The sequence below is a fragment of the Bacillus pfraonensis genome, assembly GCF_050768835.1.
Taxonomy (GTDB): Bacteria; Bacillota; Bacilli; order Bacillales; family Bacillaceae_G; genus Bacillus_A; species Bacillus_A pfraonensis.
In genome coordinates this window covers 34,106-55,172 of record NZ_JAHCDO010000011.1, presented here as the reverse complement: position 1 = coordinate 55,172, position 21,067 = coordinate 34,106, and the positions used below count along the sequence as shown (strand labels likewise).

Annotated in this window: 26 protein-coding genes, 1 tRNA gene and 2 pseudogenes; 8 read left to right on the top strand and 21 right to left on the bottom strand. The window is 34.2% G+C overall.

Annotated elements, in window-relative coordinates; all coding sequences use genetic code 11:
* Positions 1-83: 83 nt before the first annotated feature.
* Together KFD70_RS12265 and KFD70_RS12260 are read right to left on the bottom strand one after the other, a co-directional pair.
* Positions 84-1,451, bottom strand: a complete 1,368-nt coding sequence (locus KFD70_RS12265; protein WP_336452786.1) for an aldehyde dehydrogenase — start codon at positions 1,449-1,451, stop codon at positions 84-86.
* Between the two features lie 446 nt (positions 1,452-1,897).
* Positions 1,898-4,285, bottom strand: a complete 2,388-nt coding sequence (locus tag KFD70_RS12260) for an immune inhibitor A domain-containing protein (RefSeq protein ID WP_336452787.1) — start codon at positions 4,283-4,285, stop codon at positions 1,898-1,900.
* A 379-nt stretch (positions 4,286-4,664) separates the two neighbouring features.
* Between KFD70_RS12260 and KFD70_RS12255 the strand changes: the two genes are divergently transcribed.
* Together KFD70_RS12255 and KFD70_RS12250 are read left to right on the top strand one after the other, a co-directional pair.
* Entirely contained in the window at positions 4,665-4,796 is a 132-nt protein-coding gene (locus KFD70_RS12255) for an anti-repressor SinI family protein (protein WP_098359351.1), read from the top strand.
* 82 nt (positions 4,797-4,878) lie between these two features.
* Complete coding sequence (locus KFD70_RS12250; RefSeq protein WP_336452788.1) at positions 4,879-5,202, top strand: helix-turn-helix domain-containing protein; 324 nt, start codon at positions 4,879-4,881, stop codon at positions 5,200-5,202.
* Positions 5,203-5,291: 89 nt separating this feature from the next.
* Here KFD70_RS12250 and calY read toward each other — a convergent pair whose 3' ends face one another.
* From calY to KFD70_RS12205, 9 genes are all read right to left on the bottom strand, one after another.
* Positions 5,292-5,885: a biofilm matrix protein CalY gene (gene calY, locus KFD70_RS12245; protein WP_336452789.1), complete on the bottom strand. Its 594-nt coding sequence runs from the start codon at positions 5,883-5,885 to the stop codon at positions 5,292-5,294.
* Positions 5,886-6,162: 277 nt separating this feature from the next.
* Positions 6,163-6,831 (bottom strand): TasA family protein, encoded by a 669-nt coding sequence (locus tag KFD70_RS12240; RefSeq protein ID WP_336452790.1) that lies wholly within the window; start codon positions 6,829-6,831, stop codon positions 6,163-6,165.
* 73 nt (positions 6,832-6,904) lie between these two features.
* On the bottom strand, positions 6,905-7,495 hold the full coding sequence (locus tag KFD70_RS12235; protein ID WP_336452791.1) for a TasA family protein: 591 nt from the start codon (positions 7,493-7,495) through the stop codon (positions 6,905-6,907).
* A 69-nt stretch (positions 7,496-7,564) separates the two neighbouring features.
* Positions 7,565-8,419 (bottom strand): DUF4047 domain-containing protein, encoded by an 855-nt coding sequence (locus KFD70_RS12230; RefSeq protein WP_336452792.1) that lies wholly within the window; start codon positions 8,417-8,419, stop codon positions 7,565-7,567.
* Positions 8,420-8,663: 244 nt separating this feature from the next.
* On the bottom strand, positions 8,664-9,254 hold the full coding sequence (locus KFD70_RS12225) for a TasA family protein (RefSeq protein ID WP_336452793.1): 591 nt from the start codon (positions 9,252-9,254) through the stop codon (positions 8,664-8,666).
* A gap of 60 nt (positions 9,255-9,314) precedes the next feature.
* On the bottom strand, positions 9,315-9,890 hold the full coding sequence (gene sipW / locus KFD70_RS12220; RefSeq protein ID WP_336452794.1) for a signal peptidase I SipW: 576 nt from the start codon (positions 9,888-9,890) through the stop codon (positions 9,315-9,317).
* Between the two features lie 134 nt (positions 9,891-10,024).
* The gene (locus tag KFD70_RS12215) at positions 10,025-11,293 is read right to left on the bottom strand and encodes a D-alanyl-D-alanine carboxypeptidase family protein (RefSeq protein WP_336452795.1); all 1,269 of its coding nucleotides are present in this window, start codon (positions 11,291-11,293) and stop codon (positions 10,025-10,027) included.
* Between the two features lie 156 nt (positions 11,294-11,449).
* Positions 11,450-11,677, bottom strand: a complete 228-nt coding sequence (locus KFD70_RS12210; protein WP_336452796.1) for a hypothetical protein — start codon at positions 11,675-11,677, stop codon at positions 11,450-11,452.
* 117 nt (positions 11,678-11,794) lie between these two features.
* Positions 11,795-12,331: a hypothetical protein gene (locus KFD70_RS12205; protein WP_336452797.1), complete on the bottom strand. Its 537-nt coding sequence runs from the start codon at positions 12,329-12,331 to the stop codon at positions 11,795-11,797.
* 212 nt (positions 12,332-12,543) lie between these two features.
* On the opposite strand from KFD70_RS12205, the gene KFD70_RS12200 reads away from it, so the two are divergent.
* From KFD70_RS12200 to KFD70_RS12180, 5 genes and pseudogenes are all read left to right on the top strand, one after another.
* The gene (locus tag KFD70_RS12200) at positions 12,544-12,765 is read left to right on the top strand and encodes a hypothetical protein (protein ID WP_336452798.1); all 222 of its coding nucleotides are present in this window, start codon (positions 12,544-12,546) and stop codon (positions 12,763-12,765) included.
* Positions 12,766-13,001: 236 nt separating this feature from the next.
* Positions 13,002-13,074, top strand: a tRNA-Val gene (locus KFD70_RS12195).
* Between the two features lie 319 nt (positions 13,075-13,393).
* Positions 13,394-13,639, top strand: a pseudogene (locus KFD70_RS12190) (LexA family protein); the annotation flags it as partial.
* A complete protein-coding gene (locus tag KFD70_RS12185; protein WP_336452800.1) occupies positions 13,617-13,865 on the top strand; it encodes a hypothetical protein in 249 nt (82 codons plus the stop codon). The pseudogene KFD70_RS12190 and the gene KFD70_RS12185, both read left to right, overlap by 23 nt.
* 81 nt (positions 13,866-13,946) lie before the next feature.
* Positions 13,947-14,282 (top strand): hypothetical protein, encoded by a 336-nt coding sequence (locus tag KFD70_RS12180; RefSeq protein ID WP_336452801.1) that lies wholly within the window; start codon positions 13,947-13,949, stop codon positions 14,280-14,282.
* Positions 14,283-14,341: 59 nt separating this feature from the next.
* Here KFD70_RS12180 and KFD70_RS12175 read toward each other — a convergent pair whose 3' ends face one another.
* From KFD70_RS12175 to KFD70_RS12165, 3 genes and pseudogenes are all read right to left on the bottom strand, one after another.
* Positions 14,342-14,602 (bottom strand): hypothetical protein, encoded by a 261-nt coding sequence (locus tag KFD70_RS12175; RefSeq protein WP_033799691.1) that lies wholly within the window; start codon positions 14,600-14,602, stop codon positions 14,342-14,344.
* Positions 14,602-15,690: a response regulator aspartate phosphatase gene (locus KFD70_RS12170; protein ID WP_336452802.1), complete on the bottom strand. Its 1,089-nt coding sequence runs from the start codon at positions 15,688-15,690 to the stop codon at positions 14,602-14,604. Before KFD70_RS12170 ends, KFD70_RS12175 begins: the two co-directional genes overlap by 1 nt.
* Positions 15,691-15,847: 157 nt before the next feature.
* A pseudogene (locus KFD70_RS12165) lies at positions 15,848-15,992 on the bottom strand (N-acetylmuramoyl-L-alanine amidase); the annotation flags it as partial.
* A 173-nt stretch (positions 15,993-16,165) separates the two neighbouring features.
* On the opposite strand from KFD70_RS12165, the gene KFD70_RS12160 reads away from it, so the two are divergent.
* Entirely contained in the window at positions 16,166-16,372 is a 207-nt protein-coding gene (locus KFD70_RS12160; RefSeq protein ID WP_336452803.1) for a hypothetical protein, read from the top strand.
* A 215-nt stretch (positions 16,373-16,587) separates the two neighbouring features.
* Here the strand turns inward: KFD70_RS12160 and KFD70_RS12155 are convergent, their stop codons facing one another.
* The 7 genes from KFD70_RS12155 to KFD70_RS12125 all read right to left on the bottom strand — a co-directional run bounded on the left by KFD70_RS12155 (position 16,588) and on the right by KFD70_RS12125 (position 21,059).
* The gene (locus tag KFD70_RS12155; RefSeq protein WP_336452804.1) at positions 16,588-17,640 is read right to left on the bottom strand and encodes an N-acetylmuramoyl-L-alanine amidase; all 1,053 of its coding nucleotides are present in this window, start codon (positions 17,638-17,640) and stop codon (positions 16,588-16,590) included.
* Entirely contained in the window at positions 17,637-17,876 is a 240-nt protein-coding gene (locus KFD70_RS12150) for a holin (RefSeq protein ID WP_336452805.1), read from the bottom strand. The genes KFD70_RS12155 and KFD70_RS12150 overlap by 4 nt, the downstream gene beginning before the upstream one ends.
* Entirely contained in the window at positions 17,876-18,088 is a 213-nt protein-coding gene (locus KFD70_RS12145; protein WP_241818675.1) for a hemolysin XhlA family protein, read from the bottom strand. Before KFD70_RS12145 ends, KFD70_RS12150 begins: the two co-directional genes overlap by 1 nt.
* Positions 18,089-18,130: 42 nt before the next feature.
* Positions 18,131-19,090, bottom strand: coding sequence for a tyrosine-type recombinase/integrase (locus KFD70_RS12140; RefSeq protein WP_241818674.1), 960 nt, complete (start codon positions 19,088-19,090; stop codon positions 18,131-18,133).
* Positions 19,091-19,321: 231 nt separating this feature from the next.
* A complete protein-coding gene (locus KFD70_RS12135) occupies positions 19,322-19,999 on the bottom strand; it encodes a hypothetical protein (RefSeq protein WP_336452806.1) in 678 nt (225 codons plus the stop codon).
* A 355-nt stretch (positions 20,000-20,354) separates the two neighbouring features.
* Positions 20,355-20,498 (bottom strand): hypothetical protein, encoded by a 144-nt coding sequence (locus KFD70_RS12130; RefSeq protein WP_241818671.1) that lies wholly within the window; start codon positions 20,496-20,498, stop codon positions 20,355-20,357.
* 33 nt (positions 20,499-20,531) lie between these two features.
* Positions 20,532-21,059 carry a hypothetical protein gene (locus tag KFD70_RS12125; protein ID WP_336452807.1) on the bottom strand — a complete coding sequence of 176 codons (528 nt, stop codon included), beginning with the start codon at positions 21,057-21,059 and terminating at the stop codon, positions 20,532-20,534.
* Positions 21,060-21,067 lie beyond the last annotated feature (8 nt).

Sequence of the window (21,067 nt, the reverse complement as noted above, 5' to 3'; positions counted from 1 at the left end):
TGATACATATGTCGAACAGAAAAACCCCTTCACGTGAGAAGGGGTTTTTATCATACGGCTACGCCTACTGATAAACACCATCATCATTTTAACAACTTTCGTATGAATTTTAAAGCACTTTTTGTAGAAGAATAACGAATTTTCATATCAAACACTGTAGATTGAGATAAAATGCTTTTATAGTGCGAAAATGTGCGAAAACTTTGTTTTCCATGATAACTTCCTAATCCACTACTTCCAACGCCGCCAAAGGGTAAATATGGCGTCGCAAGGTGATACACAACGTCATTCATGCACCCTCCACCATATGAAATATTACGTGTAATTTTTTTTTGAACTTCTTTACTCTCTGAAAATACGTATAAGGCTAATGATTTAGGTTGCCTTTGAATAATTTCAACTATATCTTCTATTTTCTCATACTCCATAATTGGCAAAATCGGACCGAAAATTTCATCCTCCATAATCGAATCCTGCCATGTAATATTCGTTACAATACTTGGCTCAATATGCAACGTTTCTTCATTATATTTTCCACCAAATTCAATCTTACCATCTTGTAAAAACGAACATAACCTTTCAAAATGACGTTTACTAACAATCCGAACATAATTTTCATTTTGCAGTGGCTTTTCTCCATATTGATTTTTAATTTCAGTTCGTAGTGCTTCAATAAATTGTTCTTTGACAGAAGCATGAACATATATGTAATCCGGCGCAACACATGTTTGACCTGCATTTAAGAATTTCCCCCAAACAATGCGCCTTGCTGCTATTTCTAATTTTGCATCATGATGCACAATACATGGGCTTTTCCCGCCAAGTTCTAGCGTAAGGGGCGTCAAATTTTTGGCCGCTGCTTCCATAACAATTTTCCCTACTCCAACACTACCCGTGAAGAAAATATAATCAAATGGCTCTTTTAAGAGTGCGGTACTTTCCTCAATACCGCCTTCAACAACCGCAACCAGTTCGGCCGGAAATAACTCCCGTAACATGTTTGCAAGAAGACTAGACACATTTGGTGTCAATTCGGAAGGTTTTAATACAACTGTATTTCCAGCGGCTATTGCCCCTACAAGGGGTGCAATAGCAAGTTGAAATGGATAATTCCACGGAGCCATTACAAGAGTAACACCGTATGGCTCTGGAACGACTTTCCCTTTCGAACCAACGTGTGTCAGTGCTGTACGAACGCGCTTTGGCTTACTCCATGAAGATAGGTGTTTCATTAAAAATGAAATTTCCTTTAAAACGTATCCAACCTCTGTCGTAAATGATTCATGATCTGATTTATTTAAATCTAATTTTAACGCTTGAAAAATATCAGATTCATACTGCTGAATCCCTTCATATAATCTTTTTAAATTTTGTTTTCTTACTTCTATATTTCTTGTGTGCCCTTTATAAAAATATAACTTTTGTTCGTTCACAATAGAAGTGATATCCATCTGTTATCCCTCCTTCTATATTTATATTGATGTTTCAAAATCTCCTTCACTGCTATGAAAACAAAAAGTGACCTACACTCGTTTTCTCCCTCTGTTTTCACTTGGCATATGCTAAACGTTTCTACGCATAGACGGACCTCTCTTCCTTCTAAACAGAAAAGTTTTCTATCCATTCTTCAACTTATATAACTCTATTTTAATTTTCAGCGTACCTGTCACTGCTATGAAAATAAAAGTAAATTTCCACCCAGTTTCTCTTTTTTTACTTGGCCTGGGGCTAAAAATGGTCTGACCGCTTCTACGCATGATTGGACCATCTTTCCCACCTACAAGAAAAGATTTTCTATCCTTAAAGTTTCATTATATATGAGTTTTCATTTCATATAAAATACATTTGCTCATGAAAAAAGCTGTTGAAAGGAAAACTTTCAACAGCTTCTTCAGAATTAACGATATAAGCGAACTGCACCTGCAGATTTATCATCAGCTTGGCCAACTACTTCAAATTTCAGGCCAAGTTTCGGTAAGATACGTCCTGCATCTGGAATTTGTTTGTTAATATAAGTTTTAGAATCGTCGAATTTCGCAACGCCTGGTAATCCATTGTATTCAAATGTTCCACGAGTTGGTGATACAACTTTCCAAGCTGGTGTTTGATCGAAAGAGAATGCTGCATCAGCAATTTGATAACGTGTGCTATCTTTAAATGTTGGCTTGCCATTTAAAGTTCCTGCAATTGCTTCAGGATGAGAGTCAACTACACCAAGGAATCCGTATCCTGGATGTACGCCAACCCAGTTATCTGTATAGCTAGAGTCTGCATACCATACAACCATACCTGTGTTGTACACTGGACCACGAGCATGTTTAAGCGCTTCGTCCGAACCAGCATAGTTTCTCCACTCTACATAGTAGTTGTGCTTTTTCTGCTCAATTCCGTTAGAAACAACGAATCCATCTAGCTTAAATTGAGTTTCGCCTTCTGCATCATCAGAGAATACAACTTTACCATCTACTGTTAGCGTTGCATTATCAAGAGTAAATCCATTTAATGCTAATCCACCATCAGTAATGTATTCAAATACAAGCTTCACTTTTTTGCCTTTGAATTGGCTTAAATCATAAGATTTGTCTACCCATTTTCCAAGTGATGTATCCGCACCATCTTTTACATTCTTCTTACCAATCGTATCGATTAATGTTTTTGTGCCATCTTCTGCAACTGCATGTACTTCTAAGAAATCATAATCTGTTTCGATTTCATACAACGATTTGTAATCAAACTTTGCATTTGCTGCGTTTGTTAAATCAAATAAAGGTGTTTCTAATGTTGTATGAAGGTCGTCACCTTTTGTACTATAGTAGTACTTCTTACCGAATGCAGGCTCAATTCCTTTTACCTCTTTATCTGGTAAGTTAACACGAACCATGCCTGGTCGAGCTGTTTTTGTTACACTTTGATCTAAGTATGTTGCATAACCAATTCCTCGGTTTAACTTATCATAATCTACTTCCACAATATTCGCCCAGTTTCCACCAATTGTTTTTTGGAAAAACTCTTTGTTTTGTGGAGATAAACTTGTTGGTGTTGTTCCAGCAATTTTACCTGCCCAGCTACCGCCACTCATAATTGACCATGATTGAATTGGTTCACCACCGCCAGAATACTTTGTATCATACTCATCTGGAAGTCCTAAATCATGACCATATTCATGTGCGAATACACCAACTGCTCCATCTTCAGGTTCAATTGTGTAGTCAAATGCTGCCATTTTACCATTCCAGTATGGTACTTTTGCTTGTGTACCTTCTATTTCATATGGTTTTTGGCCAATTGTCCAGCGATGTGACCAAATTGCATCGTCACCTAACTTACCGCCACCAGCTTCTTGTCCAACACCAGCATGGATAACCATTAAGTGGTCAATCAAACCGTCTGCTTGATTTTTATTTCCATCTTGGTTTACATCGTATTGATCAAATTGATCAAATTCTGATAAATCAAGGCCACTATCTACCGCAGCTTTTAACGCATCTTTGATCAGATCACGAGGTCCTAATGGTCCTTTATTATCATGACCACCGTCTCCAGCATCTGCACCGTAATCAGCCGCTTTACCTGGAACTGTTAACCATTTTGTAACTGTTCCATCTACTGTATAGCTACCGCCAGATTGTTCTTCATAATATTTCTTAAATGTTTCAATGCTTGTCCCATCTTCTAATTTAAACGGTTCGTCACCAAATAACATTTTTTGATAATGTTCTTGGTTAAAATCACTAGAATACATATAACCAGGCTCTTTATCGATATTGTTATGTTTAAAGTCTGCATACTCTACTAATAAAACTAGTACTTTATCTTTACGAACCTCTCCGTTATACTCTTTTGCTTTTGCAGGAGCCGTTGGTACTTTACCATTTAAGGCACCTCTAACTGGACCTGTCCCAGCACCATTTCCATTTGCTGGCTGTTCTAATTTTTCCTTTGTATCTGCCTTTGCATCTTTAACCTTCTTCAAGAAATCAGATGCTTCTTTTGTAACAGAATCACCAGTTGTTACTTCTTTCCCCGGGTTGTCACCCTTCTTTTTCTCTACATACTTTTCGACAGCTTTCTTTGTTTCTTCTTTTGAAGCTGATGAATCAATTACTCCACGTTTTTTCAGAGCATCCGCTAAACGCTCCTCTGGAATTAAATGATCATCAATTGGACTTGTAGGTGTTTTTGCAGGTGTTTCTGCATAAACAGATTGGCTACCAGCCCCAAACGAGCAGCCTAGTACAGCTGCTAAAGCAAGTGTTGATAACACTTTGAATGGTTTCTTTTTCATCCCCATTTCCTCCCCTAATAAGAATATGTACTAATATTTAGATAATAATAAAAATTCAGTAACTTTTCAATAATTTGTTTTATTTTGCGTTATTTTGTAAAATTCGTAATATTTTTGTAAAAATTTCATATTTTTCATAAAAATACTCATCTATATATCAGTTATTTCTGAAGATATTGATAATTTACGATAAAACTATTACAATTTCTTTATAGAATGACGAAATTGTAACTTCTTCATTGGTTTTACCTACAAAATATACAATAAATTAACATTATTTTTACCAAATTAACTTTTCAAAACATTATAATGTGTTTAAAAGATTGTTTATTTTGTACGATTCATGACATGACAATTGAACATTAGGGAGGAATACATTTTGTACAAAGACAAGGCAGATACGCTAGATCAAGATTGGATTGATTTAATGCTCGAAGCTCTAGATGCTGGAATCACGATTCAAGATATCGAACACTTTTTCCAACGTATGAACCAGCCTACTGGAAACTAGCAGAGGTGTTCTTTTTAACGAAATTTGTGTTATACTAATGACATCATAAGCCGATTACATACTTACAGAAAGGTGCGCAAAGATGATAGGAGAACGCATAAAACGCCTTCGTTTGCAAAGAGGGATTTCTTTAACAGAACTTGCTGAAAAAGCCGGTGTGGCGAAGTCTTACATCAGCTCTATTGAACGTAACTTGCAAAAGAATCCTTCCATTCAATTTCTTGAAAAAATCGCAAATGTTCTACAAATACCAGTTGACATGCTCCTCCATGACGAAACAACATCCGAAAGCCAATTGGACTCGGAATGGACACATCTCGTCAAAGAAGCCATGAACTCCGGCGTTTCAAAAGAGCAATTCCGCGAATTTCTAGAGTTTACAAAATGGAAGCAAAACCAGAAATAGTGTATACGAGAAGGGGTGCATACTGGGGAGCACTCTTTTTTTATTTAAGAAAAAAGCGGGGAATCTCCCCGCTTTTTTGCTTAATTTTCTTATCTTTCTTCCCCATCTGTTTGGTTTGCATTAAATGTCCATTCTAGGTTTAATGCATCGCCTTGGAATTTATTTTGATCGTCTTTATTATCCACAAACTCAAATTGTACCCATAGGTAATCTTCTGTTCCAGCTTCTAAACCGCCTTTTTCACCCCACTCTGGAGCAAAGATATCTTTCGCTAAAACATCTGGATCAACGTTTTGTAAATCTGCTAGTGTTGTTTCATATACAGGTTCACTTTGTTTATCCCAGTTCCAAAGGAATTTTACTTTAATATGCTTACCGAAATCTTCCCCAGCATTATCGCCTTTTGCATCTTTTACTTCGTATTTCGTTACTAATTTCACATCTTTAATTGCTAATGTACCACTGTTCTTTAATAAGAACTCTTTCTTAACAGTATCACCTGGTTTTAAATCTTTAATGTCTACAAGTGTTTTTGGGTCCAAAGTAAGATCTAATGTACCCGCTGCAAACGTATTATTTGATACTTCTTTGTCACTAAAGTAAGCGAACGTTCCTCCACCGATTAAAGATAATCCTAATGCCGCTGAAGCGACTCCCATACCTAATTTTTTCTTTAAACTCACTTTAAATTCCCCCTAGCTATTTTTTATTGTTATCTCTTAATACAGGATAAGAGGTATGGCAAATGTATGTACAATATCCTCTAAATCCGTCTGTTCTTTAAAAAGTCACCTTATGTTCATTATAAAGAACGTAAGGGTGTAATTGCAACTATAAAATAATATTAATTTTGTTATCTAAAAACAGTTAAAAGTATTTCTAAGTTTTCTTTATTAAAGCCCGCTTCAATTCCTCGCTCACTTCATCTGCACTCTATTTCTAGACATGTACAAAAAAGAATTAATCCTTCCTATACTTCATTTGAATATACTTTTTATAAAAATAAAATCCACACCATACTAAGCCAAGCCCTATTAAAATCAGGCTACTCTGCTGCATACCTGTACGTGGTAGCTGCCAGCTATTATTAGAATTTACGGATGTAGGAGGTTGTATTTGATTGCTTCCCATTTCATTTTCAGTACCCATACCATTCCCGCTTGGTCCTTCCGCATAAAAAATAAATTTTACTATTGTTTGTAATCCTTGATACTCATTTCCTAACTCTTTAGGAACATGTATCGTATAGAGAAGCTCGTCAATTTTATCAACTGCTAATGTGCGCTTTTCCATACTTTGAAGTTTCCCAAGACTTCCCTCATATAAAACTCTTTTTTTATCTTTTACAGTGATCCTAAGAGCTTCATATAATTTCTCAGATCCTTCTGAAACCTCGCTTTTTATAATATATGATAATTTCTGTGTCCCTACATTACTGATACGTATACTTCGATTTGCCCAGTCACCCGGCTTCATATTTGAAACATGGAATAGTACTTCTTTTGGCTCAAGGCTTATATCTATTTCTCGCCGCTCCTCCGCATACACTTGATCAATATTTTTTGTAATACCAATGAATAATACTAGAATCAGATATATACTCATGATAAATAACCACTTCTTATTCATATGCATCCCTCATATAACAAGAATTGGTATAGAAAAAAGGCAGGTAAAACCTACCTTTTTTCTATCAATTCTATTATTTTTCTGATCCTTCTGTTTGTTCTGCTTCAAATGTCCATTTCAACTCAAGTTTATCACCTTGGAATTGATTTTGATCTTGTTTATTATCTACAAATTCATATTGTACCCAAAGATAATCAGAATCACCATGTTTCAAACCGCCATTTTCAGCAAACCAACCTGCAAAAATACTTTTTTCCACTGCATCTGGAGACATAGCTTTTAAATCAGCCAATGTCGTTGAGAAAATAGGTTCACTTAATTTATCCCAATTCCAGAAGAAATTCACGCGGATATGCTTACCGAAGTCTTCTGAATTATCTCCTTTTGAATCTACTACATTATAATCCGTTAATAATTTCACAGTTTTTATATCTAATGAACCATTATTGACAAGCTTAAAGTCACGTGTCATTTTATCCCCTGGCTTAATATTATCAACATCAATAATCGTCGTTGGATCTACAGAAAGATCTAATGTACCTGCTGCAAATGTATTATTTGATACTTCCTTATCACTAAAGTATGCAAATGTTCCTCCACCAATTAAAGATAGTCCTAATGCAGCTGATGCAACACCCATTCCTAATTTTTTCTTAATTCCCATCCCATATTCCCCCTGAACTTCATTTTTTTTATGTTAACCTCTACATTTGTAGAAGGTATAACCCAAAAATCAGTGATTTTCATGTACAGCGCTTGAATCTCGTTTCTGTACTTCTTCTTTATTCTCTTCAGGTTGTTGTAATACTGGATTGGTCTTCTTCACATGTTGAGCTTGATTGACTTGTTCTTGTTTAGGGTTTGATGGTTGCTTTATTTCTTCTTGTCTGCTTGATTCTTTTTGCTCAGAAGAAGGTACTACTTGTTCTTGTTTAGACTTTAATGGTTGCTTTATTTCTTCTTGTCTGCTTGATTCTTTTTGCTCAGAAGAAGGTACTACTTGTTCCTGCTCTGTTTTTTGAGGTGTGTTACTTACCTGTTGCGCTTTTTCATTTTCGATTTTCTTTTGTAGGGTTAGCATAAATTCTTCGATTTTTTGTACCGATACTTTTTTATCAATATTATCCTTCATGCTCCCTACTTTAGTAAAACCACCTTGCACATATTGAAGCACTTGCTTACTTGAATCGCTATTATTTACCCTTACATTTTCTACTGATTGCTTATAATAATCTTCTATTTCTGCATATATTTGCTGCAAGGCCTCACGTTCTACTTTTACTTTTTCAAATTGTTCTCTCCACTGCTGCACTTTTTGTTCGAGTACTTCTACAGAATCAGCTTTTGTTTCCTTATTCATTCCCTCAGCTACCTTTAAAATAAAATTCTCATGCTGCTCTGCTTCTTTCATCAAAGTATCAATCGTTTTTGGAAATACAATTGCAGTTGAAACCGTAGAATAGACTTTTGTCTCATTTACAAAAGCAGCCTCTGTATACGTAACTACTTGTGATCCCATATAGAAAGCCATTGAACACATACATGGTAACATGAGCATTGTTTTTATTTTTTTTGATGATTTCAGCATTCCAATCTCTCCTATTACTCGCATTCAATTCTCTATAAAGAACATAATTTCATTATAAAGAATAAAATCCGAAAATTAAATAAAAAATATAGAATTTTTTTACAATTTTGTGTCATATAACCTTTCTGCACATTAAAAACACCTTAGTTCTATCGATCTATTCTCTCGTCTACATATCTCCGTATAATCGTTCGAAAATAATATATACAATAGAATAGACTATCAATTTGATAGCCTATTCATATCATTCTGTCTCTATACCAGCTGTTTGTTGCGCTTCAAAAGTCCATTTCAACTCAAGCATATCTCCTTGGAATTGATTTTGATTTTTTCCATTATCCATAAACTCGAATTTCACTTTAAATGTATCCTTGTTCCCCGCTTTAATTCCCTTCTCATCTACTCTCTCAGAAAGGGCGTCGTTATTAACTGGTACGGATGGTTTTCCTGTTAATTGAGATAATTTCTTTTCTTTTATAATCGCATGTCCCTTGTCCATATTTCTTAAAATCGTTACTTTAATATGGTCACCAAAATCTTCAATATTGTCACCTTTTGCATCTTTCACGCTATATTCGGAGTATAATAAAACTTTTTCAATATCTAGCGTACCGCTGTTTACCAGTTCAAAATCACGAATAATCGTATCACCAGGCTTAATATTATTTACATTAATAATTGCTGTCGGATTTGCAGTTAAATCAAGCGTACCTGCCGCAAATGTATTATTTGAGACTTCTTTATCGTTAAAGTACGCATATGTTCCTCCTCCAATTAATGATGCTCCTATAATTGCCGATATAATTCCCATTCCCAATTTTCTCTTTAAGGTCATGTCCATATCCCCAATACTATCTATATATTTATAATCTCCAAAGTAGATAAAATAACGGAATTACACAGATTGCCCAACATCTGTAGATTTATTTTTCTTTTCATTGTCAATGCTGCGGATTGCACTAAAAATAGAAATTATAGAATACATGAGTAAGCATACGCCTGGAATAATTAAAAGCAAGGCAGCTCCAGCTTTTGAATTTGCATAGTTCAGCAAATATCCTACATATGGAATTGTAATATTTTCATATTTTCCAATAACATTTTCCGCTAAGACTGGCTTTAAATCTGGGCCATTATTATTGTCACCTTTTGTTTCATACATGACTTTCCCATTTACATCTTTCACACCAATAACACGGTGAGTGACAATTTTTTTCTCATCTTCTTTAAAAGTAATTACATCACCTTTTTTATATTTAGATCCATCTTTCGTTGGTTCAATCGCAATAATTGACCCTGTTAAAAATGTTGGTTCCATCGATCCAGATAGTACCGTTTTAAATTGATATCCCATTACGGTTGGATCCCCGCCGCTCGCTTTTGATGAAATGACAATAAACGCTAAACAAACCATGAGCGCAAATAAAACAAATGAGATAACGTTACTAATAATCTTCCAAACTAGTTTCATCCGTATCTCCTCCTTTTTATTATGTATATGCACGTAAAACAAGGATATCCTGAGTTGTTCTTAAAAGAGAACTTAAATCAATACTATAATGAACAACCGGAAAACGCAATAAAAAATAGGCAATGGATCATTGCCTATTCCCCTTCTGAAATCGCATTCTTTTTAGCTCGCCTTACCATATATAAGCCTATTATCATGCAAGCAATACATCCAATTCCGATACTTGCCATCAACCCAAATGGGTACGTAGGCTCAGCTGGCTTTATATTTTTTTTAGGCATTGCAAATGTCACATCTTCCTTAGAAAGAACATTAATGCTTTCAATCGTTTGATTATTTTTCGTCACATCTACTGTCCCGATCACATCTCCGCGTTGAATTCCTTTTTGATATAATTGTTCCTTATCAACCGAAGCCGCTTTAAAAACTGTTTTCACATTCTTTCCTTCATCTTTCTTTAACATCAATTCTGCACTTTTTTCCAGTTCACAATCTATATTTTTGTCTAAATATGTTGCCTGCTGATGCCAATTATTTTTATCTAATACCATTTGCTTTGTAAATTGAGCGAAGGAATGATCTGCAATTTGACGCATATCTTCATAAATTTCGGGTCTTTGTGATGCCATCACAACATTGATAATACGATTGCCATCTTTCTCATTTAACAATACAAGTGTGTTGCGTGCTTCATTTGTAAAACCCGTTTTTCCCCCAATACTGTATGGGTTTTCAAAATAGGTAGCTTTATTAAAAATAGAAACCGTTTGTCTAGATGTTGTAACCGTTATCCTTTTTGTATTCATAGCTTGTAAAATCTCAGGATATTGCTGAATCCCTCTCGTAATCATTGCCATATCATATGCCGTCGTATAATGATTTGGGTCATGTAAACCATTTGGCGTTATAAAATGACTATCTTTTGCTCCTAGTTGCTTTGCTTTCTCATTCATCATATTTGCAAAATTCTCTATACTTCCTCCAATACGTTCACCAATTGCATACGAAACATCATTTGCACTCAGCACCATTAAAATTATAAGCGCTGTATTCCGATCGATCGTTTCCCCTACTTGAAATTCAAGTTGATAATTACTCTTTTCCTGATCTAATGCAGGTTGTGAAAACGTAAATTGCTCCTCCGGCTTCACATGCTCCATTAATAAAATAGCAGTCAATACCTTCGTCATACTTGCTGGAAATGCATGTTGATATGCATTTTTGTCGTACAACACATCCCCTGTTTTTGCATCGATTGAAACTGCAAACTGACCAAATACATTTGGCCCTTGGCCTAGTGCCGGTACTGGTGCAGTGCCAGTTTCAGCGTACAATGTCATAGGTGTTAAAAAGAATAAACAAATAACCATCATAAAAACCAAAATCTTCTTACAATTTACCATATGACTCTCCCTTTTCTATTTTCTTTTTCACCGTATGTACTAACTTTACCAATCCGACAGCGAATTGGTATTAAAATGGAAAAATAATTACCGTTTTTCACTATATCATAATTTTACAAGAAAGGACATAATCATACGCATAAAAATAAGAAGGACTCATTCTTTCTTATCCTTCTCATCAGCCAATAAATCTATTAAATTATTTCCAGCTTCCTCTTCTGTAACCTCATCAGTCATTCCCATAAAGGACCAGCCCTTTGAATCCACCCATTCAATAAACTCATCTAAAAATTCATCATGAGAAACATCCACATCAAGAATCGCACCATTTATTGAAATTGTTCTATTTCTAGGTACACGCATCTTGAAAGTTTTTCTTACCATTCGTATGTGCTCCTTTAATCTATGAATATTTATAAATCTATTCTCTATTTCTGTTATATACTATTTCCATGACGTTGTAAAAAGAATATCCTACCAAAACAACTAGAAATGAAAGATTTATTTGCTATGTCTCTTCATATAATCATCATAAGTAGGTATTTCACTAGCATTACCAGCCCCTGCTTTTGCACTATTAAATACATCTTTCTCTTTCAATCTGTTTTGTCCGATATCAAGATCATGTAAAATACGATGAACATATATTAACGCTGTTGTATCATGATTTTGAACTGAAATAGCAAGCAATTTTTTAGCTCGCTCTAAATCTTCTTTCAAATCCCCTTTACATAAAGAAACCGCTTCTTTTAACATTGTATCAATTAATTTGAATCCCGATTCATTTTTTTCCCAAGCTGGAGCATCCGTTTTCTCAAAACCCTCATACTTTTCCCAACCAGTAATATGATTTAAATCACTATGCATTTCTCTAATCTTCATGCCAATATCTTTTGATTTATCTACCTCTTTCATTGTCTCAGTTTTTTCAACATTCGTTTCTTGTTTATCTGTTTTATGAAACCACATAACGCTGCCGAGTATAACTCCAAATAAAACAAGGCCTCCCATAACAAAACCAATCACTTTTTTAACCATTGTGATACTCTCCTTTCATTTATAGATCATAGGCTTATATCGAAGTTTCAAATTAAATGAATATACATTATTTACAATGATACTGTATTACCGGTTCACACGTAATACATATAAACTTCTACCCGATTTCATTTACTCTAGTATGTATTCTGTATATAATTAAATGGGATATTTAGGGGAATATAATAAACCAAAGGAAAAGGAGGCGTTTTATGACTCGTTGTACGAATTGTAAAGCGAAATGGAAAGCAAAAGATACCTGGTCACTTCTCATGCAAAATGATGGTAAGGACTGTCCTTATTGTTTTGAAAGACAATATCTTTCAGATGATACGTTTGAATTTGGTGCTCATGCTTTACCTTTCTTATTTCTTTTTCCCTTCTTTGTTGAATTAAGTGATACAAGTCCTTTATTAAAGTTTAGGAAGAAATAATACAAGCTGACATTCTTTTCTTTCATTTAAATACTTGCAATGATCACTTCTAAAAAAACATACTCTATAAACCTTTCTTTCTTCTAACACGTAAAACCTTTCCATACACTTCTCATTTCCAACTAGTATATAACAGTTTACATATTGTAATTAAAAACTATTGTAATGTGACAATTAGTTATGTATAATCAACTTAACAGAATTATCAGACATAAAATAACATCAATATTTATTACGATCCCGTAGCTCAGCAGGGAGAGCGCCACCTTGACAGGGTGGAGGTCGTGAGTTCGAGCCTCTCCGGGGTCATACTAAAAACCCTGTTAAAATGCGATTCCTTAAAAATATGGAATCGCATTTTTCTATTCCTAATCTTAATTGACCACATTTTGACCACATTCACTCCAACATAAAACACCAATTAATAATTGATGTTTTATGTTTCTTCTATATTATATTTCATTTCTTGTTATGGCATAGGTTATTCAATGTGTACATGATAGAGAACTAAACTGGTTTAACTCTCCACCATGTATACATTTTTTGTTGTCTATAACTAGAACGTATGTTTGATTTCATTCTATTTATTTAGTATTATATTTCCTATACAAAGAGAGGGTACTACAAAATGAAAACATTAACTCCTAGACAAGCTCAAATTCTAACTTTCATCCAAGAAAAAGTTATAGAAAACGGATATCCTCCAACTGTCAGAGAAATTTGCAAAGCAACTGGCCTTGCTTCTAGTTCCACAGTACATGGACATTTACTGCATCTAGAAGAGAAAGGGTATATTCACCGTGATCCATCTAAATCACGAACAATTAAAATTTTAATTGGAGGAAGCGCATATGATAATCAATCCGATAGCATTTGAAAAAGACAAACTAATTAGAGAAATGTTTATGGCTCAAAAACAAAGTGGGTATCTATTAAATCAACAAAGTAATCAAATAGAGATTGCACACCTTATATATGAACATCAATCATATAAACAATTTTTACTAGACAATCCTAGTGCATTAAAAATCTCTTTAGAAGAATTAAAAGAGAAACATACACAAGTAATTGATTTACTTGAACGAGTTAAAAACCTCTAAAATGATACTATGAGAATGTGATATTTACAGTTATTACGTAAAATTGGTATGATTTAGGTATTACTTCAAGGAGGTTTTTTGATGAGTTATGATACAGTAGCATCGCTACAACGTATGGAACAATTAGCGCAAGCAGAAGCCGCAGCAGGAAAGAGATTAGTATTAAAGCCAATATATTCCACTTTAGATACATGGCTAATTGTTATTGCATTTATTCTATTCATTCCAACTCTTACTTTTTCTTTAGTAGCATTTTTGGTTTACTATTATACAAAGGCAATTTTCACTAAAACACAATTAGTAAAGAATGTAGCTACGGGTGAAAAGTTTTACGTTGATAAACAAGAATTTAAACAATACAAGGAGGCTTTTAAATCGAAGGAAAAACAGGTTAGAAAGATATCTGATTTAAAGTAAAAAAAGAAGAAGAACATCTTTTAGTGAGGGTAAATGTTCTTCTTTTACTGTAAATTCACTTAAATTTCTTTTGCTACAATGCCTCCACCGTTTCCATGCGCATTAGAAGGCGAACCACCACCGTCACCAATATTAACATAGTCAGGTCTTGCAGGAGCTCCGCCACCATCCCCCTTATTATCAGATATCGTATCAACTTTATTTAACGCTAAATCTGGCCTTACAGGTGCTCCTCCATCTCCTTTGTTTAATGTCGAAAATCCAGTTGTTATAGATACCGCAAATGCACAACCTATTGTTGTTAAGAGGATTTTTTTTATCATCTTAATGCTCCTTTTTCCATTTGTTTTTTTCGGGCTTCTTTACCCATGCGATAATACTCGACTGCTTTTTCATAGTTGTTGTCATTATAAAATTTATCAGCTAAACGATCTGCATATTCTTCAATGCAATCAAATAATTCTTCTTTTTCGAAATACGAAATTCCTGCCAAAACAGCCTTTTCCAATGCAGCTGTATTTGTATTCATTGCTTTTAAAATCATGAAACGATGTTGATACTCCTGATTTTCCAGTTGATCACAGATGTACAATCCTTTTTCTATTAATCCTTCAGCTTTTTCATATTCACCTATTTTCAAATTTTCATCCGATTCCAAATAAATTGCACGAAAATGATTTTGAGAGTGATTTGTAACTTCTGATAAATGACGAATTGCTAATTCTGATAAATTTTGATTTGCATACAGTAATCCTAGGTTATTTCGAACCATCAACACATATTTTTTATGATTAGCTTTTCGAAATACATCTAGTGCAGCATTAAATGTTTCTTCAGCTAATTCAAATTGTCTTAAATCGATACAACATAATCCAAACATATTTTCACATAAAGCAACATTAATCTCGCAATCTGGTTGCTTTATGAATTCTTCTTTTGCTTTTTTTATGCAATCAATCGCTGACATATGTTGATAAGACTGATTATAAAAATAGCCTAATCGATAATAAAATTCCGCCTGTTCCAACTTATTTGGAACATATTTCAAAAGATTTTCAGCTGTCTCAAATTGTTCTTTTGCTTCTTTATATTTTGTAACAAACATAAGATAAATGGCTTTGAAAAAGTGATAATAATATGCCAAGTATCCTTTGTTAGGAATTTCAAAAGATTCCACATTATTAAAGCTATCTTCTTTAATCGAAATCCAGTCAGTCAGCACATTATATCTGAAATTTAATAAGGCAAAATACAGTAATACATCTTCATCCAATTCTACATGATTAATATTATTGTCAATTTCTTCTTTTAGTTGCCTTGCTTTCTCCACTTGTTGTTTCAACATTGATTGATACCAAGTATCGAATAAGTACTTGATTTGCTCTTTAGTTACTATATGTGCACTCATAACAAGTCCCCCCTCATTTTCCTAAATACTAGCATAATTCTATATATTGTATATAAACTCCCTGTTTAAATTAATTGAAAAATAATTATCAGAAAATATTTTCCTAGGGAGGTAAAGCTTAAAAAACCGACTCAATTAAGAGCCGGTTTCTTTTACGTTAACGTGCGTTTACGTACGCATCACTAGCCGTAATGTAGTACGTATTCCCTTTCGAATTGTGTACTTTGTATTGTGATGATCCATTGACAGTTACTTTTTCATCGATTGTAAATCCTAAGTCCTGCATCTAAAGTTCCATTCACTCTCCCTCTAAAATTATCGTAAGGAGCATTATTTGTATTAGTTCTATATCTAGTAGAAATCATTCTATCATGTAGAAATAAAATAATAGGTTAGTAAACAAGCCGTTTTTTTACTAAAACATAGAATAATATGACCCTTAATTGAAGGGAGGTATAAAAAATGTGCTGGGAACATGATTGTTGGAAATCTAAGGACAAGCATCATTGTGATTGTTGGAAGTGTAAAAACAAGCGTCATTGTGATGATTGGAAATCTAAAGACAAGCATCATTGTGATTGTTGGAAGTGTAAGGAAGATAAGTGTCATTGTGATTGTTTCATTATTTGTTGTTGTAGTCGAAAACATTGGTAATATTTTCAATAAGCTTCATTTACAGTAATATATTTAGTAATTATTAAATTGCATTTTGCGTATAATACAAATGACACCTAGAGCAAGCACCATAGAAAAGTACCATCTTCAACTGGGGAAGATGGTGCTTTTGGCTTTATATGAATACATTGAGAATTGACTACATATAATTTTTAATAGGTTCAAGAGAAACCACAAGAAAAAGGGCATTCCTCCCAATTCAGAATGCTCTTTTTTCATTTCCTACTTCACATATACATAGGCTTTATTTGCAGTAACATAGTATGTTTTACCTTTGCTGTTGTGTACCTTGTACTGCGGAGAACCATTTACACTTACCTTTGCATCAATTGCAAATCCTAATCCTGAATCTAAAGTACCAGCAACATCTTTATCCTGCCAAGATGGAGAATCATAGAAACGTAGATTGTCCACTTTAGCAACAACACGTTTACCTGCAATTGGATTAACTGGTTCTTTCTTCTCAAACTTGATGTAAGAATGATTGTTATATACCCACTGATCCCCACCGAGATTTAACCATCCGTCTTTTTCGCCCCATACTTTATATGATTCTGGTTTATTCAACTGACGAATAACAGAGTGACTTGCACCTGCCCCTTTACGAAGATTTACATTGTAACCTTCAATATATGCGATTCCTTCCACATTTTCGATTGGTTCGCCTGGTTTAGACGGTTTCTCTGAAACGGAAATATCACTGTTATTATATGCACGTTTTACATCAGCACGAAATTGCGCTTCTGATACACCGTGACTACGTAAATAATCAAGTGGATCTTCGTGATCTGTACCACCAAGATATTTCGTTACATCGTAGTGAGTCCACAATCCTTTTTCTACAGATAGATTGTTATCTTTTAAGATTTTAGCCAATAGCTTTACGTACTTATTGTATGAACGTTTGAATTTATCATAATTTGCTGTTTCACATAATTCTACATGTACAAAACGTTTATTAGCACTTGAACCAGCCCCATAAGCGATATACTTTGTATCAGCGATTTGAATTGTTTCATTCCAATCTACTGCATAATGTACGAAAGCCGAACGCCATGTACGAGACTCATACTTTTTAATATTAATAGCTGGAGCTTCTGGGGTTGCTGTACTGTGAGCAACAACGCCTTCATAAGCATCTACACCATATCTATACGGCTGCTTAGGTAAATCAGGAATAATAAGCGTTCTGTCAGCAAATGCACTCGTTGCAATTGACAATACTAAAATAACGGCTAATAAAACTGTAGAGATTCCCTTTAATGTTTGTTTCATTTTACATCAGCATCCTTTTTCATAATTTTTGTGTGGTCAAATAATCCACTTGCTGATAGTCCGATGATGATTCCTTGAAATACATTTGTTTTAATATCTCCGCCCAAAAATAAAACGCCTAGCACAATGCCAAGCGTTAAATTCACTAACGGAATGTATTTTGTTTGTAATCCAATTGTTTTTGCAATCTGCGAAAGACCAACGACAATTCCAATCATTACAGCTAAACTAATCATTACATACCACCTCCTTTCAATAAGAAAGCGAGAATAGCTGCGATGATTCCACCAACAATACTTTTCACAAGCCAATTTGTATTATTGAGGATTTTTTCAATGTTTTCTTCGATTTTTGCTACCTTACTTTCTACAACAGCAAGACGTATCTCTACATTTTGCATCTTTGATTTGTTTTCTTCACACTCTTTGCATTTGTCCACTGGTCTCATCCCCTTCCACAATAAAAAGAAGGAACATTTTGTCCCTTCTTACTAGGCAATAAATAATTTTGGATCCATACCAAAAATCTTCGCGATATCCTCTTCACTTCTATCCTTCAGATATGATTCTGTTGTAGAAATATCTGAGTGATTCGCTAAAGACTTTAGCATTTCTAATGGTATTCCTTGAACTTTCAAGTTATCTAATCGACTATGTCGGAAACAGTGTGGATTAATACGATATTCTTTACCTTCTTTTCCGCTTAACATATGGCCAAAAATCTTACACCAATAATTAAATGTACTTTTATTAATTAATTGTCGTCGACCGTTTTTATATAACTTTACAAACAACTGAGGAATCGCATCCCTACCTCTTTGATTCAAATACATTTTTATACACTCTTGTACACGATCGTTATAGTACAATCGAAATTTCTTCCCACGTTTACCTTGTACGATATTAGTGTAATATTTTTGAGTTAATTCATTTTTTTGTACCTGATATACTTCATTTTTTCTTGCTGCACTAAAATATGAAAGTGATAAATAAGTTGCTAACATATATTTCTCTTGTTCAAGTAATTCATCAATTAACCAATTAATTTGGTCCTCAGTGATAAATGTAATTTCTCTAATTGGATTCTTAGGTAAACCTCGTACCCTTGAACCTACATTGAATTCATAATTATAGTCATCATCGTCTGCGCAAAATTCAAGTGCTGAACGTAAAGCACTCATCAATCCATTTACACGTGCATTGGACATCCCCATTTCTTGAAAGATGATAGATAAATTTCGAATATCCTTTCGTGTTAAACCAATAAGATTTTTATTTTCGAAGTGTTCATGTATTAGAAACAAAATAATTCGTAAATCCCAATTGTATTGCTGTAAAGTGCTTGCCGCTTTTCCTTGTGCTTTCTTTTCAATTAGAAAATCTTTGACTAGATTTTTATTTTCTTGGCTAACATGCTTTTCATAAATTGCTTGATTTACTATTCGTTTCACACTGATCATCTCCTCAAAATAAAAAGAGAAGCGAAATCGCTTCTCTTAAACTTGTATAATGACCTCTTAATTTTTTGTCGAATTCTTTCAAAAACTATTGTATTATTTGGAAGAAAGGAGGTTGTAACATGTCTAATTCAAATCAAACAAATACTCCTAAAGTGACTGCAACGCCTACACCGCGTGAAATCCGTTCAGGAGAAAGACCTACATACTCAGCTCCGCGACCACCTAAGAAGTGACAGTCGGGTTTAAATGGTCTAACTCATTGACTACTATTCCTGATTTCGTGTCTACGTAAGTTCTTTTAACAGGATATTTATAGTACTCATGTGATTCTTTCCATTCTTCAGATTCATCTAGTATTAAGGATCGTTCCGTCTCAAAAGGGCGGGACATCCTAATTACAGCTCCATATGTTTTTTCATCTGGCTTATCAATTTTGTACATTTCCACAATAAGTGCCTTTTCCTCAGCTTTTTCAAGCCTGAAAAAGAATGTATCCCATACACTCGTATCTTCTGAAAGTCTAGAGGTTTTACGTTGCTTCCTTACCCTGTTAACCAATTTCAAAACCAGTTTGTATAAATAGCTTCCCCACATAAAAGCAACTAAAAAACTAAAACAGGTACTTAACAACACGTAACTCATCAAAAATAGTAAATTTGTTGATAATGTGCTTATCTCTTTAATGTCGGTAAGATAAATAGTTGGAATTGATAATAGATATACTGCTAGGTTATACGTAATAATTGTTAAACCAGTAGTTGGAACCCACAGTAAGGCTACAAGCCCTACCATTTCAGTTGGTGTATGCTTGACTGTTGGATTTAAGCCAAAGAGTTGTAACCAAAAATAAGCAAGTAATCCTGGTAAAGAAAATATAATTATGGAAATAAACTGTTCCATATATTCACCTCACATACCCATTTAATCATATAAAACATTTATTCTCTTTCTATATTAAAGAAAAAGAGAGTTAAAGTCTCCCTTTTTCTATTCAAAGCCGTATTTTATTCAAATTTACGACCCTGTACCTTTCCAATAAAAACCTTTTTAGATTTTCCGTTCATCATATTGCGAAACAACTCATCAGTACATTTACAAGGTCTAGTAGAAAACCCTCCATGACTATATATTATTTCTGTAACTTGATTACACGTTTTGCATCGCTTTTCGGTTGTTGAGACTATGTCGCCAAACATATCTCTTATCATACTTTAGCCTCCTTATTAAATACCTATATCAATTCTAAAGTGTATCATTAAAAATTACTTTCTTTACATTCCGCCAAAACACATGCGACACCCATAGAAACTTGTTTATCAAAATTTCTTTTGGCTTCATCATAATCCATAAAATAGAATACATTAGGTGAATAGGAGTCTTGTATAATAACAATCCACATGATTCATGCTCCTTTCAAAATAAAAAGACCAGCTTATTGCTGCTCTGTAGGTTCATTTGGCGTTTCTGTTGTTTCTTCTCCTTCTGTTGGTGGTGTAGTTGGCTCAGTAGTGCCACCATCTCCTGTTTCTTCTGGATCTGGTTCCTCGGTTGTCGGTGGAATAACAGGGTCTGTTGGTTGCTCTGGTTCTTTTAGTTCTTCTTTCACAGGCACCACTTGTTTTACATCGATTCTTGAAAAGATGTAATCTCCAACAACTACTGTTACAGTGTTACTGTTGTTTAATTGTTCATTTAAGAAGATTGGATCATAATCATTTGTCGTAATCGTAATTGTTTTTCCGCCGTTTGTATGAACTTCAACTTTTGTAGTGCCTTCCACAGTTTGATGATCAAGTGGAAGAATACGTTTCACATCGATTCGTTGAATAATAAAATCACCGATAAGCACGGTGATTAGGTCATTATTATTCAATTGATCGTTTAGCACCTGTGCATTGTATACCTCAGTTTGCACCGTGTGTTTTAACCCGCTTTGTGTATGGATTTCAATTGTTTGCATGTTTTTCC

Excerpts from the sequence above, each read along its gene's own strand:
- KFD70_RS12265 (WP_336452786.1), bottom strand. The coding sequence starts at position 1,451 with ATGGATATCACTTCTATTGTGAACGAACAAAAGTTATATTTTTATAAA.
- KFD70_RS12135 (WP_336452806.1), bottom strand. The coding sequence starts at position 19,999 with ATGGAACAGTTTATTTCCATAATTATATTTTCTTTACCAGGATTACTT.
- KFD70_RS12205 (WP_336452797.1), bottom strand. The coding sequence starts at position 12,331 with ATGGTTAAAAAAGTGATTGGTTTTGTTATGGGAGGCCTTGTTTTATTT.
- KFD70_RS12130 (WP_241818671.1), bottom strand. The coding sequence starts at position 20,498 with ATGTGGATTGTTATTATACAAGACTCCTATTCACCTAATGTATTCTAT.
- sipW (WP_336452794.1), bottom strand. The coding sequence starts at position 9,890 with ATGAAACTAGTTTGGAAGATTATTAGTAACGTTATCTCATTTGTTTTA.
- KFD70_RS12230 (WP_336452792.1), bottom strand. The coding sequence starts at position 8,419 with ATGCTGAAATCATCAAAAAAAATAAAAACAATGCTCATGTTACCATGT.
- KFD70_RS12180 (WP_336452801.1), top strand. The coding sequence starts at position 13,947 with ATGAGTTATGATACAGTAGCATCGCTACAACGTATGGAACAATTAGCG.
- KFD70_RS12260 (WP_336452787.1), bottom strand. The coding sequence starts at position 4,285 with ATGAAAAAGAAACCATTCAAAGTGTTATCAACACTTGCTTTAGCAGCT.
- KFD70_RS12235 (WP_336452791.1), bottom strand. The coding sequence starts at position 7,495 with ATGGGAATTAAGAAAAAATTAGGAATGGGTGTTGCATCAGCTGCATTA.
- KFD70_RS12145 (WP_241818675.1), bottom strand. The coding sequence starts at position 18,088 with ATGAGACCAGTGGACAAATGCAAAGAGTGTGAAGAAAACAAATCAAAG.
- KFD70_RS12200 (WP_336452798.1), top strand. The coding sequence starts at position 12,544 with ATGACTCGTTGTACGAATTGTAAAGCGAAATGGAAAGCAAAAGATACC.
- KFD70_RS12240 (WP_336452790.1), bottom strand. The coding sequence starts at position 6,831 with ATGAATAAGAAGTGGTTATTTATCATGAGTATATATCTGATTCTAGTA.
- KFD70_RS12170 (WP_336452802.1), bottom strand. The coding sequence starts at position 15,690 with ATGAGTGCACATATAGTAACTAAAGAGCAAATCAAGTACTTATTCGAT.
- KFD70_RS12125 (WP_336452807.1), bottom strand. The coding sequence starts at position 21,059 with ATGCAAACAATTGAAATCCATACACAAAGCGGGTTAAAACACACGGTG.
- KFD70_RS12215 (WP_336452795.1), bottom strand. The coding sequence starts at position 11,293 with ATGGTAAATTGTAAGAAGATTTTGGTTTTTATGATGGTTATTTGTTTA.
- KFD70_RS12250 (WP_336452788.1), top strand. The coding sequence starts at position 4,879 with ATGATAGGAGAACGCATAAAACGCCTTCGTTTGCAAAGAGGGATTTCT.
- KFD70_RS12155 (WP_336452804.1), bottom strand. The coding sequence starts at position 17,640 with ATGAAACAAACATTAAAGGGAATCTCTACAGTTTTATTAGCCGTTATT.
- KFD70_RS12210 (WP_336452796.1), bottom strand. The coding sequence starts at position 11,677 with ATGGTAAGAAAAACTTTCAAGATGCGTGTACCTAGAAATAGAACAATT.
- KFD70_RS12225 (WP_336452793.1), bottom strand. The coding sequence starts at position 9,254 with ATGACCTTAAAGAGAAAATTGGGAATGGGAATTATATCGGCAATTATA.
- KFD70_RS12150 (WP_336452805.1), bottom strand. The coding sequence starts at position 17,876 with ATGATTAGTTTAGCTGTAATGATTGGAATTGTCGTTGGTCTTTCGCAG.
- KFD70_RS12160 (WP_336452803.1), top strand. The coding sequence starts at position 16,166 with ATGATTGTTGGAAATCTAAGGACAAGCATCATTGTGATTGTTGGAAGT.
- KFD70_RS12185 (WP_336452800.1), top strand. The coding sequence starts at position 13,617 with ATGATAATCAATCCGATAGCATTTGAAAAAGACAAACTAATTAGAGAA.